Consider the following 16,346-nt stretch of genomic DNA (forward strand, 5'->3'; position numbering starts at 1 on the left):
CAGCCATGCCTTTCACCGAGAAACTGCTGACCGCGCGGCCGCCGCTGGAGGTCGGCGGTCGCCGCCTCAAGCGGTACCACGTCACCGCCGACCCCGCGGGGATCGCGCCGGAGGTCGAGGCGGCCGCGTACGCGCTCCTGCCCGACCTGCTGCCCGAACCCGACGGGACGCCCGGCGCGGGCTTCGTCGTCCTCCACAGGGGAGGGGACGACGGCGCCTACCTCAACGCCTACACCTGGGCCTGGGACAACGCCCTGCACTTCGCGGGAGCGGCGGCCGGGCAGCCAGTGCTCGGCTGCCCCGACCACGACCCGACCCGCTTCGTCCGGGTCGAGCGGTCGCTGATCGGCTGCGTCTGGGAGCTGCCGCCGCTGCTGCACGAGCGGGACGCCTGGGTGCGGCACGTCCTGGCCGCCGACCCGCCCGACCTGGACGCCTACCTCCTGGACACCCTTCCCGACGGCACCACCGGAGACCGCCCGTGACCAGCACCCCGAGCAGCACCGCGCACGACTTCGACTTCCTCGTCGGCACCTGGGACGTCGCCAACCGGCGGCGCACCGACTTCCTCGACCCGCAGTCGCCCTGGGAGGAGTTCCCCGGCGTGAGCCGCGCCTCCGGCCACTTCGGGGGGAACGCCAACTTCGACGAGGTGACCTTCCCCACCAAGGGCTCCGCCGGCCTGACCCTGCGGCTCCACGACCCTGTCCGCCAGGAGTGGTCCCTGTACTGGGCGAGCGAGCGCACCGGCACCCTGTTCCCACCGGTCGTCGGCCGCTTCACCGACGGCGTCGGCGAGTTCCACGGCAACGACCGCCACGAGGGCCGCAACGTGCGGGTCCGGTTCCTGTGGAGCGGCGTCACCGCCGACGCCGCCCGGTGGGAGCAGGCGTTCTCCACCGACGGCGGCGCCACCTGGCTGACCAACTGGACGATGCGCTTGACCCGCCGCCGGGACTGAGCCGTACCGGACCGCACGGCCGGACCGGTCCGGCCGGCCCTGCGGCCCTGCCCCGCTCACCAGCCGCGTGCGCGCCACTCCGCGAGGTGGGGGCGCTCGGCGCCGATGGTCGTGTCGTCGCCGTGGCCCGGGTAGACCCAGGTCTCGTCCGGGAGGACGTCGAAGAGCTTGGCCGACACGCCGTCGAGGAGGCTGGTGAACGCGGCGGGGTCGTCGTGCGTGTTGCCCACGCCGCCGGGGAACAGGCAGTCGCCGGTGAACACGTGCGGGTGACCGTGCGGGTCGTCGTAGATGACGGCGACGCTGCCGGGGGTGTGGCCCACGAGGTGGCGGACGGTGAGGCGCAGCGGGCCGAGCGGGACGGTGTCGCCGTCGTCCAGCAGGGTGCCGGTGGGCACGGGGATGCCCGGGGCGTCCTCGCGCCCGGCGTAGGTGGCGGCCCCGGTGGCCGTCACCACGTCCTGGAGCGCCTGCCAGTGGTCGCCGTGCTGATGGGTGGTGACCACGGAAGTGAGACCATCGGTACCGACGACCTCCAGCAGGGTCCCCGCGTCGTTGGCCGCGTCGATCAGCAGCTGCTCGCCGGTGGCCCGGCAGCGCAGCAGGTACGCGTTGTTGTTCATGGGGCCGACCGCGACCTTCGTGATGATCAGGTCTTCCAGCTCGTGCACGTCGGGCGTGCCGCCGACCGTGACCTCTCCCGTATACGCCATGCGCCCAGCCTATGGCCTGTCACGCCTGGGACGCATGCACCACACGATCGGGTGAAAGGGGCAGTGGAAGGCCGGGAATCGAATGTGCGTGCTATAGAGTCGTGAGTGTCGCAGCGGCCGGGCCAGACGGCGGCGACAGGACCGGCAAGAGGTCCGAGAGGAAGAAATGTCGACCGTTCCCCGTTTAGGCTGACCGGGGGGTGTTGACCGTTCACCGTCCCCCTACTACGGAAAGGTGCACTGGCGTGGCCGACCGACTCACCGTCCGCGGCGCTCGCGAGCACAATCTCCGGAACGTCTCGCTGGACCTGCCCCGGGACTCGCTCATCGTGTTCACCGGGCTGTCCGGTTCCGGGAAGTCCTCGCTCGCTTTCGACACGATCTTCGCGGAGGGCCAGCGCCGGTACGTCGAGTCGCTCTCGTCCTACGCCAGGCAGTTCCTCGGGCAGATGGACAAGCCCGACGTGGACTTCATCGAGGGCCTGTCACCGGCCGTCTCCATCGACCAGAAGTCCACCTCCCGCAACCCGCGCTCGACCGTCGGCACCATCACCGAGGTCTACGACTACCTGCGGCTGCTCTTCGCCCGGATCGGCAAGCCGCACTGCCCCGAGTGCGGCCGTCCGATCGCCCGGCAGTCCCCGCAGGCGATCGTGGACCGGGTGCTGGAGCTGGAGGAGGGCGTCCGTTTCCAGGTGCTCTCCCCGCTGGTGCGCGAGCGCAAGGGCGAGTTCGTCGACCTCTTCTCCGACCTCCAGACCAAGGGATACAGCCGGGCCCGGGTGGACGGCGCCACCGTCCAGCTCACCGACCCGCCCAAGCTGAAGAAGCAGGAGAAGCACACCATCGAGGTGGTCGTCGACCGCCTCACCGTCAAGGACAGCGCCAAGCGCCGCCTCACCGACTCGGTGGAGACCGCGCTCGGCCTCTCCGGCGGCATGGTCATCCTCGACTTCGTCGACCTGCCCGAGGACGACCCGCAGCGCGAGCGGATGTTCTCCGAGCACCTCTACTGCCCTTACGACGACCTGTCGTTCGAGGAGCTGGAGCCGCGCTCCTTCTCCTTCAACTCGCCCTTCGGCGCCTGCCCGGACTGCACCGGCATCGGCTCCCGGATGGAGATCGACCCCGAGCTGATCGTGCCCGACGAGCAGAAGTCGCTCGACGAGGGCGCCCTGTCACCGTGGTCCAGCGGCATGTCCAAGGGGTACTTCGACAAGCTGGTGCAGAGCGTCGCCAAGGAGGTCGGCTTCCGCACCGACATCCCGTACGCGGGTCTGCCCGCGCGCGCCAAGAAGGCGCTGCTCTACGGGCACAAGTCCGAGGTCCGGGTGGCGTACAAGACCCGGTTCGGCCGCGAGCGCTCGTACACCACGCACTTCGAGGGCGTGATCCCCTACGTCCGCCGCCGGCACAACGAGTCGGAGAGCGACTCCAGCCGCGAGCGCTTCGAGGGGTACATGCGGGCGGTGCCCTGCCCCACCTGTGAGGGCCGGCGGCTGAAGCCGATCGTTCTGGCGGTCACCGTGCAGGACAGGTCGATCGCCGACGTCGCCGCGATGTCGATCAGCGACTGCGCCGAGTTCCTGGCCGGGATGAAGCTCGCCGCCCGCGACAAGAAGATCGCCGAGCGCGTCCTCAAGGAGGTCAACGAGCGGCTTCGCTTCCTGGTCGACGTCGGCCTGGACTACCTCTCGCTCAACCGCGCCGCGGGCACCCTGTCCGGCGGCGAGGCGCAGCGGATCAGGCTGGCCACCCAGATCGGTTCCGGCCTGGTCGGCGTGCTCTACGTCCTGGACGAGCCCTCCATCGGCCTGCACCAGCGGGACAACCACCGGCTGATCGAGACCCTGGTCCGGCTGCGTGACCTGGGCAACACCCTGATCGTCGTCGAGCACGACGAGGACACCATCAAGACCGCCGACTGGGTGGTGGACATCGGCCCCGGCGCCGGCGAGCACGGCGGCAAGGTCGTCCACTCCGGCTCCCTGAAGGAGCTGCTGGTCAACGAGGAGTCGCTGACCGGGCAGTACCTCTCCGGCAAGCGCTCCATCCCGACCCCGGCCGACCGCCGCCCGATCGACCGTGCGCGCCGGCTGACGGTGCACGGCGCCCGCGAGCACAACCTCCAGGACATCGACGTGTCCTTCCCGCTGGGCGTGCTCACCGCGGTCACCGGTGTCTCCGGCTCCGGCAAGTCCACCCTGGTCAACGACATCCTGTACACCCACCTCGCCCGCGAGCTGAACGGCGCCCGCAGCGTCCCCGGCCGCCACACCCGGGTGGACGGCGACGACCTGGTGGACAAGGTGGTGCACGTCGACCAGTCGCCGATCGGCCGCACCCCGCGCTCCAACCCGGCCACGTACACCGGCGTCTTCGACAACGTCCGCAAGCTGTTCGCCGAGACGATGGAGGCGAAGGTCCGCGGTTATCTGCCCGGCCGCTTCTCCTTCAACGTCAAGGGCGGCCGCTGCGAGAACTGCTCGGGCGACGGCACCATCAAGATCGAGATGAACTTCCTCCCGGATGTCTACGTCCCCTGCGAGGTCTGCCACGGCGCGCGGTACAACCGGGAGACCCTTGAGGTGCACTACAAGGGCAAGTCCATCGCCGAGGTGCTGGACATGCCGATCGAGGAGGCGCTGGACTTCTTCGAGGCGGTGCCCGCCATCGCCCGCCACCTGCGCACCCTCAACGAAGTCGGTCTGGGGTACGTCCGGCTCGGCCAGCCCGCCCCGACCCTCTCCGGCGGCGAGGCGCAGCGGGTGAAGCTCGCCTCCGAACTGCAGCGGCGCGCCACCGGCAGCACCGTCTACGTGCTGGACGAGCCCACCACCGGTCTGCACTTCGAGGACATCAGCAAGCTGATCAAGGTGCTCTCCGGGCTGGTCGACAAGGGGAACACCGTGATCGTCATCGAGCACAACCTCGATGTGATCAAGACCGCCGACTGGGTGGTGGACATGGGCCCCGAGGGCGGCAGCGGCGGCGGGCTGGTGGTCGCCGAGGGCACCCCCGAGCAGATCGCGGGCGTCCCGGCCAGCCACACCGGCAAGTTCCTGCGGGACATCCTCAGCCCGGACGCGGTCAGCGACGCGGCCGTGCCCGCGCCCAGGAAGCGGGCTCCGGCGAAGAAGGCGACCGCGGCGGCGAAGACAGCGAAGACGGCGAAGAAGGCCGTGGCTCCGCGCAAGCGCGCCGCCAAGGCATAGCCGGCGGGCGTCCCGGACGGCAGGTGTCCCCGGCTCCACGCGGGCCGGGGACATTGTCGCGGTATGCCGTCGCAAAGGCGTCCAGGTGCGGGACGTAAGGTACGGACCGCAAGACCGGTCACATCCCGCACCAGGAGCGCCCATGTCCACCGAACTGCCCGCCACCCGTCGGACCGTCCTTCGCGGCGCGGCCCTGGCCGGCGCCGTCGGAGCCGCCGGAGTCGGCCTCAGCGCGTGCGGCGGCAAGAAGAACGACTCCGCGGACGGCCCGACCAAGCCGGTGGACCTCGGCGCGTCCTCCGCGGTGCCGGTCGGCGGCGCCAAGCTCTTCCGCGACGACAAGGTGCTGGTGTCGCAGCCGACCCAGGGCACCTTCAAGGCGTTCAGCGCGGTCTGCACCCATGAGGGCTGCGTGCTCGACACGGTGGACGGCACCACCGCGTCCTGCCCGTGCCACGGCAGCGAGTTCAACGCCGAGACCGGCGCCGTCGTGCGCGGCCCGGCCCCGAAGGCGCTGCCGGCGGTGGACATCAAGGCGGTCGGCGGCAAGCTGACGGCGGGCCCCGCGACCTGACCGCTCCTGCCCCTGGATCGTCGTCTCCCGACAGTAGGGTGGAAGGCATGGCAGACCCCAGCAGCTATCGACCGAAGCCGGGCCAGATCCCCGACTCCCCAGGGGTCTACAAGTTCCGGGACGAGCACCGCCGGGTGATCTACGTCGGCAAGGCGAAGAGCCTGCGGCAGCGCCTGTCGTCGTACTTCCAGGACATCACCAACCTGCACCAGCGCACCGCCACGATGGTGACCACCGCCGCGTCCGTGGAGTGGACGGTGGTCTCCACCGAGGTCGAGGCGCTGCAGCTGGAGTACTCCTGGATCAAGGAGTTCGACCCGCGGTTCAACGTCAAGTACCGCGACGACAAGAGCTATCCGTCGCTCGCCGTGACGATGAACGAGGAGTTCCCGCGGGTCCAGGTGATGCGCGGGCCCAAGCGCAAGGGCGTGCGCTACTTCGGGCCGTACGCCCACGCGTGGGCGATCCGCGAGACCGTCGACCTGCTGCTGCGGGTCTTCCCGGTCCGCACCTGCTCGGCCGGGGTGTTCAAGCGTTCCGCGCAGATCGGCCGGCCCTGCCTGCTCGGCTACATCGGCAAGTGCTCCGCGCCCTGCGTAGGCCGGATCAGCCCGCAGGACCATCGTGAACTCGCCGAGGAGTTCAGCGACTTCATGGCCGGCCACACCGGCACCTACCTGCGCCGGCTGGAGCAGCGGATGAAGGACGCGGCCGCCGCCATGGAGTACGAACAGGCGGCCCGGCTGCGCGACGACATCGAGGCGCTGCGCCGCGCCATGGAGAAGAACGCGGTGGTGCTCGCCGACGCCACCGACGCCGACCTGATCGCGGTCGCCGAGGACGAACTCGAAGCGGCCGTGCAGATCTTCCACGTCCGCGGCGGCCGGGTGCGCGGGCAGCGCGGCTGGGTCACCGACAAGGTGGAGGCGGTCGACACCGCGGGCCTGGTCGAGCACGCCATCCAGCAGCTGTACGGCGACGAGCGCGGTGACGCGGAGCAGTCCGGCGGCAGCGGCGGCGTGCCCAAGGAAGTGCTGGTCCCGGCGCTGCCCGAGCCGGAGGAGCCGGTGGCGCAGTGGCTGGCCGAGCGGCGCGGTTCGCACGTCAGCCTGCGGGTGCCGCAGCGCGGCGACAAGAAGGACCTGATGGCCACCGTGCAGCGCAACGCGCAGCAGGCGCTGGCCCTGCACAAGACCAAGCGCGCCTCGGACCTGACCACCCGCTCCCGCGCGCTGGAGGAGATCGCCACCGCCCTCGACCTCGACACGGCGCCGCTGCGTATCGAGTGCTACGACATCAGCCACCTCCAGGGCGACGACGTGGTGGCGTCCATGGTGGTCTTCGAGGACGGCCTGGCCCGTAAGAGCGAGTACCGCCGCTTCCAGATCAAGTCGTTCGCCGGGCAGGACGACGTCCGGTCCATGCACGAAGTGATCACCCGCCGGTTCCGCCGCTACCTCCAGGAGAAGCAGCGCACCAGCGAGTGGGAGGAGCAGGAGGAGAACCCGCAGGACCAGCAGGGCCCGCCCGACGGCGGCCGGCAGCAGCCCGACGACCACGACCACGACCTGGCCGATCACCTGGCCGGACACGAGCACGACCTGGCCGATCACCTGGCCGGGCACGGGCACGACCTGGCCGGGCACGACGACGCGGCGGAGCAGGACGAGGCGGTCGGCGGTCCGATCGACCCCGACACCGGGCGCCCCCGCAAGTTCGCCTACCCGCCGCAGCTCGTCGTGGTCGACGGCGGCCAGCCCCAGGTCGCCGCCGCGAGCCGGGCCCTGGCCGAGCTCGGCATAGACGACGTCGCGGTCTGCGGACTGGCCAAGCGGCTGGAGGAGGTCTGGCTGCCGGGCGACGACGACCCGGTGATCCTGCCGCGCACCAGCGAGGGCCTGTACCTGCTCCAGCGGGTCCGCGACGAGGCACACCGCTTCGCCATCGCCTACCAGCGCAGCAAGCGCTCCAAGTCGATGAAGGCCGGCGCCCTGGACGCGGTGCCCGGGCTCGGCGCAACCCGCAAGCAGGCCCTGCTCAAGCACTTCGGCTCGCTGAAGCGGCTGCGCTCGGCGACCATCGCGGAGATCTGCGAGGTACCGGGGATCGGCCTTCGCACCGCGGAGACGGTCGCCGCCACCCTGGCGGCCGCGGCACCGGCCGGGCCGGCCGTGAACACCGCGACCGGAGAGATCATCGAGGACAGCGACGGGCAGTCCGCCGGGCCCGCGGCAGACCCGTCAGACCATCGGGGGAAGAGCAGATGAGCGAGCACGAAGAACCCAGGACCGCCACACCGGGCACCGGCAGCACCGGCAAGACCGGCTCCGGCGACGCGAGCGGCACCGCCGACGAGACCGGCACCACCGACGACATCCGCACCACCAACGGGAACAGCACCATCGACGAGAACACCGCCGACAACGGGACCAGCACCGACATGACCAGCGGCGCAGCGGGGGAGACCCCGGCACCCATCCCCGAACTCGTGATCATCTCCGGCATGTCCGGAGCCGGCCGCAGCACCGCGGCCAAGTGCCTGGAGGACCTCGGCTGGTTCGTCGTGGACAACCTGCCGCCCGCCCTCATCCCCACCATGGTCGACCTCGGCGCCCGCTCCCAGGGGAACGTGGCGCGGATCGCGGTGGTGGTCGACGTGCGCGGCCGGCAGTTCTTCGACAACCTGCGCGAGTCGCTCGCCGACCTCGCCACCAAGGGCGTCAAGCGCCGGGTGATCTTCCTGGAGGCGTCCGGCGACGCGCTGGTGCGGCGCTTCGAGTCCGTCCGCCGCCCGCACCCCCTTCAGGGCACCGGCCGGATCGTCGACGGCATCGCGGCCGAACGCGACCTGCTGCGCGAACTGCGCGGCGACGCCGACCTGGTGATCGACACCTCCAGTCTCAACGTGCACGAACTGCGGGCCAAGCTCGACGCCCAGTTCGCCGGTGACGAGGAACCGGAACTTCGGGCCACCGTCATGTCGTTCGGTTACAAGTACGGGCTTCCCGTCGACGCCGACCTGGTGGTGGACTGCCGCTTCCTGCCCAACCCGCACTGGGTGCCGGAGCTGCGTCCCTTCACCGGGCTCAACGACGAGGTGGCCACGTACGTGTTCAACCAGCCCGGCGCCAAGGAGTTCCTGGACCGGTACGCCGAGCTGCTGCACATCATCGCGTCGGGCTACCGGCGCGAGGGCAAGCGCTATGTGACCATCGCCGTCGGGTGTACCGGCGGCAAGCACCGCAGCGTGGCGATGTCGGAACGGCTCGCGGCGCGGCTGGCGGCGGACGGAGTGGAAACGGTGACCGTACACAGGGACATGGGGCGCGAGTGATCATGACGGGTAGGCGGCGGCGCCGCGGCGGCAAGGACGCCGCCTCGGGCCGCCGGTCCGGGGTACCGCCGAAGGTGGTCGCCCTGGGCGGCGGCCACGGCCTGTCCGCCTCCCTGGCCGCGCTGCGCCGGATCACCGGCGATCTGACCGCGGTGGTCACGGTCGCCGACGACGGCGGCTCCAGCGGGCGGCTGCGCGCCGAGATGGGGGTGCTGCCCCCCGGCGACCTGCGCAAGGCGCTGGCCGCGCTGTGCGGCGACGACGAGTGGGGGCAGACCTGGTCGCGGGTGCTCCAGCACCGCTTCGTCAGCGGCGGCGACCTGCACGGCCACGCGGTCGGCAACCTGCTGATCGTCGCGCTGTGGGAGCAGTTGAAGGACGAGGTCGCCGCCCTGGAGTGGGTGGGCCGGCTGCTGGGCGCGCACGGCAGGGTGCTGCCGATGTCGGCGGTGCCGCTGGAGTTGGAGGCGATCGTCCGCGGCCACGACCCGAAACTGCCCGACGCCGTGTCCACCGTACGGGGGCAGGCCACCGTCGCGTTGACGCCCGGCGAGGTGCAGGAGGTGCACCTGGTGCCCGCCGACCCGCCGGCGGTGCCCGAGGCGGTGCAGGCGGTGATGGACGCGGACTGGGTGGTGCTCGGCCCGGGTTCGTGGTTCTCCTCGGTCATCCCGCACCTGCTGGTACCGGAGTTGGCCGACGCGGTGGCCCAGACCAGGGCCCGGCGGGTGCTCACGCTCAACCTCGCGCCGCAACCCGGAGAGACCGAAGGTTTTTCTCCGCAGCGTCACTTGGAGGTTTTGGGCCGACACGCCCCTAAACTCACCATCGACGTGGTTCTCGCCGACGAAGCCGCCGTACCCGACCGGGACAGCCTGGAACAGGCCGCCCAGAAGTTGGGCGCAACGGTCGAACTGGCCCGGGTCGCCGCCCCCGACGGGCCGCGGCACGACCCCGAGTCGTTGGCGGCCGCGTATGACCGGATTTTTCGTATGCGTGGAAGGATCGGCCCATGGCGATGACGGCAGCGGTGAAGGACGAGATTTCCCGGCTCCCCGTCACCCGGACCTGCTGCCGCAAGGCGGAGGTCTCGTCGATCCTGCGCTTCGCGGGCGGCCTGCACCTGGTGAGCGGGCGGATCGTGATCGAGGCGGAACTCGACACCGGGATCGCGGCGCGCAGGTTGCGCAAGGACATCCTGGAGATCTTCGGGCACGCCTCCGACCTGGTGGTGATGGCCCCGGGCGGGCTGCGCCGCGGCAGCCGGTACGTCGTGCGGGTGGTGGCCGGAGGCGACCAGCTGGCCCGGCAGACCGGCCTGGTGGACGGGCGCGGCCGCCCGATCCGCGGGCTGCCCCCGCAGGTCGTCTCCGGCGCGACCTGCGACGCGGAGGCGGCCTGGCGCGGCGCCTTCCTCGCGCACGGGTCGCTCACCGAGCCCGGCCGGTCCTCCTCCCTGGAGGTGACCTGCCCCGGGCCCGAGGCCGCCCTCGCGCTGGTCGGGGCCGCCCGCCGGTTGCAGATCCCGGCGAAGGCCCGCGAGGTGCGCAACGTGGACCGCGTCGTGGTCCGCGACGGCGACGCGATCGGCGCGCTGCTCACCCGGCTCGGCGCCCACGACTCCGTGCTCGCCTGGGAGGAGCGGCGGATGCGGCGCGAGGTGCGCGCGACCGCGAACCGGCTCGCCAACTTCGACGATGCGAATCTCCGCAGGTCCGCTCGTGCGGCGGTGGCCGCGGGGGCGCGGGTGCAGCGCGCCCTGGAGATCCTCGGGGACGACGTCCCCGAGCACCTCGCCGCTGCCGGGCGGCTGCGGATGGACCACAAGCAGGCGTCCCTGGAGGAGCTCGGTTCCCTCGCGGAGCCGCCGCTGACGAAGGACGCGGTGGCCGGGCGTATCCGGCGGCTGCTCGCGATGGCGGACAAGCGTGCGTCCGATCTCGGGATGCCCGGCACCGAGGCCAACCTCACCGAGGAAATGGTCGGCTGACCCCGGGGTTCCCTCCCGGGCGGGGGTGCCCCTTCAGGGGCGCGGGGAACTGCGCGACCGGCCACCCGCCGGCCGGTGGTCCGGATACCGGCCGCGGGGGCTGGGCCGGCGGGCCCGGCGCGCCACCGCATCTGGCCGAGCACGCAGTACCTCCCCCAGAGCTTCGCCTGGGTGCTGACCCCGGGGTTCCCTCCCGGGCGGGGGTGCCCCTTCAGGGGCGCGGGGAACTGCGCGACCGGCCACCCGCCGGCCGGTGGTCCGGATACCCGCCGCGGGGTCTGGGCCCGCGGGCCCGGCGCGCCACCGCATCTGGCCGAGCGCGCAGTACCTCCCCCAGAGCTTCGCCTGGGTGGGGGCGCCCCCGGCGGAGCTAGGGGCGGAACCCCGGACCGTTGCCGCGGCGCAGCCGCTACGTGGCTTGCCGATGTCACCTCGTACACGCCGGGGAGGTAGGGTCGGGGGTGGTCGGGGACATCCCATATTTCGCAGCCGGAGAGGGACTCCGGCGACTGAGCGAGGAGATCGGTTCGTGACGATCCGGGTAGGCATCAACGGCTTTGGCCGCATCGGTCGTAACTTCTTCCGCGCCATCCTGGAGCAGGGTGCGGACATCGAGATCGTGGCTGTCAACGACCTGGGTGACACCGCGACCACGGCACATCTGCTGAAGTACGACACCATCCTGGGGCGCCTCAAGGCCGAGGTCACCCACACCGCCGACACGATCACCGTGGACGGCCACACCATCAAGGTGCTCGCCGAGCGCGACCCCGCCGCCATCAACTGGGGCGAGCTGGGCGTCGACATCGTGATCGAGTCCACCGGGATCTTCACCAAGGCGGCCGACGCGGGCAAGCACATCGCCGGCGGCGCCAAGAAGGTCATCATCTCGGCGCCCGCCACCGACGAGGACATCACCATCGTGATGGGCGTCAACCAGGACGCGTACGACCCGGCGGCGCACAACATCATCTCCAACGCCTCCTGCACCACGAACTGTGTGGCGCCGATGGCGAAGGTGCTGCTGGAGAACTTCGGCATCGTCAAGGGCCTGATGACGACGGTGCACGCGTACACCAACGACCAGCGCATCCTGGACTTCCCGCACAAGGACCTGCGTCGCGCCCGTGCCGCCGCGGAGAACATCATCCCGACCACCACGGGTGCCGCCAAGGCCACCGCGCTGGTCATCCCGGAGCTGGCCGGCAAGCTCGACGGCATGGCCATGCGCGTCCCGGTCCCGACCGGCTCGGTCACCGACCTGGTGGTCGACCTGGAGCGCGAGGTCACCAAGGACGAGGTCAACGCGGCCTTCCAGAAGGCCGCCGAGGGCCAGCTCAAGGGTCTGCTGGAGTACACCGAGGACCCGATCGTGTCCTCGGACATCGTCAACACCCCGGCGTCGTGCACCTTCGACTCGAAGCTGACCATGGTGCAGGGCAAGACCGTCAAGGTCATCGGCTGGTACGACAACGAGTGGGGCTACTCCAACCGCCTGGTGGACCTCACGGTCTTCGTCGGCGACCGGCTCTGAGGCACCGCCGGAACCGCGGCCGCGTAGCCGTTTCCGTCAGCCACCGCACCGTGATGTGAGCGACAGGGTCCGGACGAGCGCGATGACGCGCCGTCCGGGCCCTGTTCGCGTGCGTCCGGTGCCGGACCCTACTCACAGGAGACCCGACAGATGAAGACGATCGACGATCTGATCGCCGACGGACAGGTCGAGGGCAAGCGGGTGTTCGTCCGCGCCGACCTCAACGTGCCGCTGGACGGCACGACCATCACCGACGACGGCCGTATCCGGGCCGCCGTGCCGACCATCGCCAAGCTCGCCGAGGCCGGCGCCACGGTGGTCGTCGCCTCGCACCTGGGCCGCCCCAAGGGCGAGCCCGACCCGAAGTTCTCGCTCGCCCCGGTCCGCGACCGGCTGGCCGAACTGCTGGACCGCCACGTGCTGTTCGGCACTGACACGGTCGGCGAGCAGACCCGGCAGGCGCTGGAGGGCGCCGGCGCCGGCGACGTGGTGCTGCTGGAGAACCTGCGCTTCTTCCCCGGCGAGACCAGCAAGGACGACGCCGAGCGCGGCGCGTTCGCCGACCGGCTCGCCGCCCTCGCCGACACCTACGTCGGTGACGGCTTCGGCGCGGTGCACCGCAAGCACGCCTCGGTGTACGACCTGCCGGCCCGGCTGCCGCACGCCGCCGGCGGCCTGATCGCCACCGAGGTCGGGGTGCTGAAGAAGCTCACCGAGGACGTCTCCCGCCCCTACGCGGTGGTGCTCGGCGGCTCGAAGGTGTCCGACAAGCTCGGCGTCATCGACCACCTGCTGGACAAGGCCGACCGCATCCTGGTCGGCGGCGGCATGGTCTTCACCTTCCTCAAGGCCCAGGGCCACGAGGTCGGCAAGAGCCTGCTCCAGGAGGACCAGATCCCGGTCGTCACCGAGTACCTGGAGCGGGCGAAGGCCAAGGGCGTGGAGTTCGTGCTGCCGGTCGACGTGATCGGCGCCACGCAGTTCCCCGACCTGAAGACGAAGGCGCCGGCGGAGCCGGTCACCGCTCCCGTGGACGCCATCCCCGCCGACCTGATCGGCCTGGACATCGGCCCGGAGTCCCGCAAGCTGTTCGCCGCGAAGCTCGCCGACGCGGCGACCATCTTCTGGAACGGCCCGATGGGCGTCTTCGAGCACCCCGACTTCGCCGACGGCACCCGCGCCGTCGCGCAGGCGCTGGTCGACGCTCCCGCGTTCAGCGTGGTCGGCGGCGGCGACTCTGCCGCGGCTGTCCGCATCCTGGGATTCGACGAGAATGCTTTCGGCCATATTTCCACCGGCGGCGGCGCCAGCCTGGAGTACCTCGAAGGCAAGACGCTGCCCGGCCTTTCCGCTTTGGAGAACTGAAGACCGATGAGTGAGCAGAGCACCCGCACCCCGCTGATGGCGGGCAACTGGAAGATGAACCTCAACCACCTCGAGGCCATCGCGCACGTCCAGAAGCTCTCCTTCGGCCTCAACGACAGGGACCACGACGCGGTCGAGGTCGCCGTCCTGGTGCCCTTCACCGACCTGCGCTCCGTGCAGACCCTGGTGGACGGCGACCGGCTGCGGATCAAGTACGGCGCCCAGGACGTGTCGGCGCACGACCACGGTGCGTACACCGGCGAGATCTCCGGGCCGATGCTGGCGAAGCTGAAGTGCGAGTACGTGGCGATCGGTCACTCCGAGCGCCGCCAGTACCACGGCGAGGACGAGGAGATCGTCAACAGCAAGGTGAAGGCCGCGTTCCGGCACGGCCTGACCCCGATCGTGTGCGTCGGAGAGGGCCTGGACGTCCGCAAGGCCGGCAACCAGGTCGCGCACACCCTCGCCCAGCTCGACGGCGCGCTCAAGGACGTGCCCGCGGAGCAGGCGGCGGGGATCGTCATCGCCTACGAGCCGGTCTGGGCGATCGGCACCGGCGAGGTGGCCACCCCCGAGGACGCCCAGGAGGTCTGTGCGGCGATCCGCGGCCGGCTGGCGGAGCTGTACGACCAGGAGCTCGCCGACGGCGTCCGTATCCAGTACGGCGGCTCGGTCAAGGCGGGCAACGTGGCCGCGATCATGGCCCAGCCGGACGTGGACGGCGCCCTGGTGGGCGGCGCCGCGCTGGACCCGGAGGAGTTCGTCAAGATCGTCCGGTTCCGGGACCAGTGACGGACCGGTGAAGTCAGGGGGCTGGTGAAGTACCCTGTCGGGGCCGGAGTGGTGTAGCGACACCGCCTCCGGCCCCGCGCCGTAACCGTGTAGTGCCGTCATGTAGTCGAGAGAGTTGGTCCAGCCGTGGTCATCGGGTTCTCCATCGCCCTCATCATCTTCAGCCTGCTGCTCCTGCTGCTCGTGCTCATGCACAAGGGGAAGGGCGGCGGCCTTTCCGACATGTTCGGCGGCGGCATGCAGTCCTCCGTCGGCGGTTCGTCGGTGGCCGAGCGCAACCTCGACCGGATCACCGTGGTGATCGGCCTGTTGTGGTTCGCGTGCATCGTCGCTCTCGGCATCGTGATGAAGGTGAAGAACTAGCGGGCGCCGTAAGGGGCCTTGTGGCCCACCCGCGCGGGTGACGCGCGCGCCCCGTCCGACTACCGCCCATTGCGGGCGAATTGACGCCGTGTCGCGAAGACGACTTGTCCACGACTTATCATGGACGCGCGTCTTGGGATACCGTGCCCTTTCCCGCCAGGTGCGGGGGCGAACCGGTCTCCGTCAAGTGGGCGACCTCGCAGCACCATCACGCAGGGAGTTACGACCGTGGCAAGTGGCAACGCGATCCGTGGCAGTCGGGTCGGAGCGGGGCCGATGGGAGAGGCCGAGCGCGGCGAGTCCGCTCCGCGCCTGCGCATCTCCTTCTGGTGCTCCAACGGGCACGAGACCCAGCCGAGTTTCGCCAGCGACGCGCAGATCCCGGAGACCTGGGACTGCCCCCGCTGCGGCTTCCCGGCCGGGCAGGACGAGGAGAACCCGCCGGCACCGCCGCGCACCGAGCCGTACAAGACACACCTGGCGTACGTACGGGAGCGCCGCTCGGCCGCCGACGGCGAGGCGATCCTCGCCGAGGCACTGGCGAAGCTCCGGGGCGAGATCTAGTTCCGGGCTCTTCGCCCGCCCCCGACCGCCGGGTCGGCTCAGGAAGCTGAGCCGGTCCGGCGGCCGGGGGCCTTTTTCGTGGTGTGGGCCGCCGCGATGTGCGCGGTCAGCGCGATGGAGGCGGTCGCCCGCTCGTAGGTGAGCTGCGCGACGCGGGCGTAGAGGCAGTCCACGATCAGCAGCACGGAGTGGCGGGTGCCGAAGTTGCCGCGCCGGAAGCTGGTCTCGCCGGAGAACGACGTCAGGCGGACGTCGGCGGCCTGCGCGATGGGCGAGCGCGGGTCGCCGGTGACGGCCACGGTCGCCGCCCCCCGGTCCGCGGCCAGCCGCAGGGGCTCCAGGACCTCGCGGGTGGTGCCCGAGTGGGAAACCGCCACCACCGCGTCGGAGGGCGTCAGCAGGGCCGCTGAGGTCTCCGCGGCGTGCACCTCGGTCCAGGCGTGGGCGGCACAGCCGATGCCGAAGAGCCGGGCCTGCGTCTCGTGGGCGACGATGCCGGAGCCGCCGACCCCGTAGACGTCGATCCTGCGGGCCCGGGCGAGGGCCTGCGCGGCCCGTTCCAGCGCCTCCCGGTCCAGCAGTTCCGCGGTGTGCCGCAGCGCCCGCAGATCCGCCTCCGCGACGACGCCGATCACCTGCTCCAGGTCGTCGTCCGGCCCGATCCGCGGGCCCAGCGCGGCACTTCGCGGCTCGGCCTCGGTACGGCCCTGCTCCTGCGCCAGCTCGATCAGCAGCTGCTGGTAGGACTCCAGGCCCAGCGCCCGGCAGAACCGCGTCACCGTCGCCTGCGAGGTCCCCGTGCGCCGCCCCAGCTCCGCCGCGGAGCCGTGGGTGGCCGCGACCGGATCGGCGAGCACCAACTCGCCGACCTTGCGCAGCGACCCGGACATCCGGGGAAGTTCGGTGCGGATCAGTGCGGTGATCATGACGACTCGTCCCGT

The 16,346-nt window shown here is 71.2% G+C and carries 15 protein-coding genes; 13 read left to right on the plus strand and 2 right to left on the minus strand.

Annotated features, from left to right (window positions below; all coding sequences use genetic code 11):
• Positions 1-5 precede the first annotated feature (5 nt).
• Together OG896_RS30770 and OG896_RS30775 are read left to right on the plus strand one after the other, a co-directional pair.
• The gene (locus OG896_RS30770) at positions 6-485 is read left to right on the plus strand and encodes a hypothetical protein (protein ID WP_329370566.1); all 480 of its coding nucleotides are present in this window, start codon (positions 6-8) and stop codon (positions 483-485) included.
• The gene (locus OG896_RS30775) at positions 482-961 is read left to right on the plus strand and encodes a hypothetical protein (RefSeq protein ID WP_329370568.1); all 480 of its coding nucleotides are present in this window, start codon (positions 482-484) and stop codon (positions 959-961) included. Before OG896_RS30770 ends, OG896_RS30775 begins: the two co-directional genes overlap by 4 nt.
• Positions 962-1,017: 56 nt before the next feature.
• On the opposite strand, the gene OG896_RS30780 is transcribed toward OG896_RS30775, so the two are convergent.
• Complete coding sequence (locus tag OG896_RS30780) at positions 1,018-1,674, minus strand: MBL fold metallo-hydrolase (RefSeq protein ID WP_329370570.1); 657 nt, start codon at positions 1,672-1,674, stop codon at positions 1,018-1,020.
• 245 nt (positions 1,675-1,919) lie between these two features.
• On the opposite strand from OG896_RS30780, the gene uvrA reads away from it, so the two are divergent.
• The 11 genes from uvrA to OG896_RS30835 all read left to right on the plus strand — a co-directional run bounded on the left by uvrA (position 1,920) and on the right by OG896_RS30835 (position 15,405).
• Complete coding sequence (uvrA, locus tag OG896_RS30785; RefSeq protein WP_329370572.1) at positions 1,920-4,889, plus strand: excinuclease ABC subunit UvrA; 2,970 nt, start codon at positions 1,920-1,922, stop codon at positions 4,887-4,889.
• Positions 4,890-5,031: 142 nt separating this feature from the next.
• Entirely contained in the window at positions 5,032-5,463 is a 432-nt protein-coding gene (locus OG896_RS30790; RefSeq protein ID WP_329370574.1) for a Rieske (2Fe-2S) protein, read from the plus strand.
• Positions 5,464-5,510: 47 nt separating this feature from the next.
• On the plus strand, positions 5,511-7,730 hold the full coding sequence (uvrC, locus tag OG896_RS30795; RefSeq protein WP_329370576.1) for an excinuclease ABC subunit UvrC: 2,220 nt from the start codon (positions 5,511-5,513) through the stop codon (positions 7,728-7,730).
• A gap of 173 nt (positions 7,731-7,903) precedes the next feature.
• Entirely contained in the window at positions 7,904-8,797 is an 894-nt protein-coding gene (gene rapZ, locus OG896_RS30800) for an RNase adapter RapZ (protein WP_329374384.1), read from the plus strand.
• Positions 8,798-8,799: 2 nt separating this feature from the next.
• Complete coding sequence (locus OG896_RS30805; RefSeq protein WP_328462789.1) at positions 8,800-9,819, plus strand: gluconeogenesis factor YvcK family protein; 1,020 nt, start codon at positions 8,800-8,802, stop codon at positions 9,817-9,819.
• Positions 9,810-10,787 carry a DNA-binding protein WhiA gene (whiA, locus tag OG896_RS30810; protein WP_103884000.1) on the plus strand — a complete coding sequence of 326 codons (978 nt, stop codon included), beginning with the start codon at positions 9,810-9,812 and terminating at the stop codon, positions 10,785-10,787. Before OG896_RS30805 ends, whiA begins: the two co-directional genes overlap by 10 nt.
• A gap of 529 nt (positions 10,788-11,316) precedes the next feature.
• A complete protein-coding gene (gap, locus tag OG896_RS30815) occupies positions 11,317-12,321 on the plus strand; it encodes a type I glyceraldehyde-3-phosphate dehydrogenase (protein WP_328462784.1) in 1,005 nt (334 codons plus the stop codon).
• Positions 12,322-12,471: 150 nt separating this feature from the next.
• The gene (locus tag OG896_RS30820) at positions 12,472-13,686 is read left to right on the plus strand and encodes a phosphoglycerate kinase (protein WP_329370580.1); all 1,215 of its coding nucleotides are present in this window, start codon (positions 12,472-12,474) and stop codon (positions 13,684-13,686) included.
• 6 nt (positions 13,687-13,692) lie between these two features.
• Positions 13,693-14,478 carry a triose-phosphate isomerase gene (gene tpiA / locus OG896_RS30825; protein WP_329370581.1) on the plus strand — a complete coding sequence of 262 codons (786 nt, stop codon included), beginning with the start codon at positions 13,693-13,695 and terminating at the stop codon, positions 14,476-14,478.
• A gap of 126 nt (positions 14,479-14,604) precedes the next feature.
• Positions 14,605-14,841 (plus strand): preprotein translocase subunit SecG, encoded by a 237-nt coding sequence (gene secG, locus OG896_RS30830; RefSeq protein ID WP_329370583.1) that lies wholly within the window; start codon positions 14,605-14,607, stop codon positions 14,839-14,841.
• A gap of 228 nt (positions 14,842-15,069) precedes the next feature.
• Positions 15,070-15,405 carry an RNA polymerase-binding protein RbpA gene (locus OG896_RS30835; RefSeq protein ID WP_073497103.1) on the plus strand — a complete coding sequence of 112 codons (336 nt, stop codon included), beginning with the start codon at positions 15,070-15,072 and terminating at the stop codon, positions 15,403-15,405.
• 38 nt (positions 15,406-15,443) lie between these two features.
• Here the strand turns inward: OG896_RS30835 and OG896_RS30840 are convergent, their stop codons facing one another.
• Positions 15,444-16,331, minus strand: coding sequence for a MurR/RpiR family transcriptional regulator (locus OG896_RS30840; RefSeq protein WP_328462775.1), 888 nt, complete (start codon positions 16,329-16,331; stop codon positions 15,444-15,446).
• Positions 16,332-16,346 lie beyond the last annotated feature (15 nt).

This window comes from Streptomyces sp. NBC_00669 (assembly GCF_036226785.1).
GTDB lineage: Bacteria > Actinomycetota > Actinomycetes > Streptomycetales > Streptomycetaceae > Actinacidiphila.

Coding starts and splice junctions, on each gene's coding strand:
- OG896_RS30770 (WP_329370566.1), top strand. CDS start 6: ATGCCTTTCACCGAGAAACTGCTGACCGCGCGGCCGCCGCTGGAGGTC.
- OG896_RS30780 (WP_329370570.1), bottom strand. CDS start 1,674: ATGGCGTATACGGGAGAGGTCACGGTCGGCGGCACGCCCGACGTGCAC.
- OG896_RS30790 (WP_329370574.1), top strand. CDS start 5,032: ATGTCCACCGAACTGCCCGCCACCCGTCGGACCGTCCTTCGCGGCGCG.
- uvrC (WP_329370576.1), top strand. CDS start 5,511: ATGGCAGACCCCAGCAGCTATCGACCGAAGCCGGGCCAGATCCCCGAC.
- rapZ (WP_329374384.1), top strand. CDS start 7,904: ATGACCAGCGGCGCAGCGGGGGAGACCCCGGCACCCATCCCCGAACTC.
- OG896_RS30805 (WP_328462789.1), top strand. CDS start 8,800: ATGACGGGTAGGCGGCGGCGCCGCGGCGGCAAGGACGCCGCCTCGGGC.
- whiA (WP_103884000.1), top strand. CDS start 9,810: ATGGCGATGACGGCAGCGGTGAAGGACGAGATTTCCCGGCTCCCCGTC.
- OG896_RS30820 (WP_329370580.1), top strand. CDS start 12,472: ATGAAGACGATCGACGATCTGATCGCCGACGGACAGGTCGAGGGCAAG.
- tpiA (WP_329370581.1), top strand. CDS start 13,693: ATGAGTGAGCAGAGCACCCGCACCCCGCTGATGGCGGGCAACTGGAAG.
- OG896_RS30840 (WP_328462775.1), bottom strand. CDS start 16,331: ATGATCACCGCACTGATCCGCACCGAACTTCCCCGGATGTCCGGGTCG.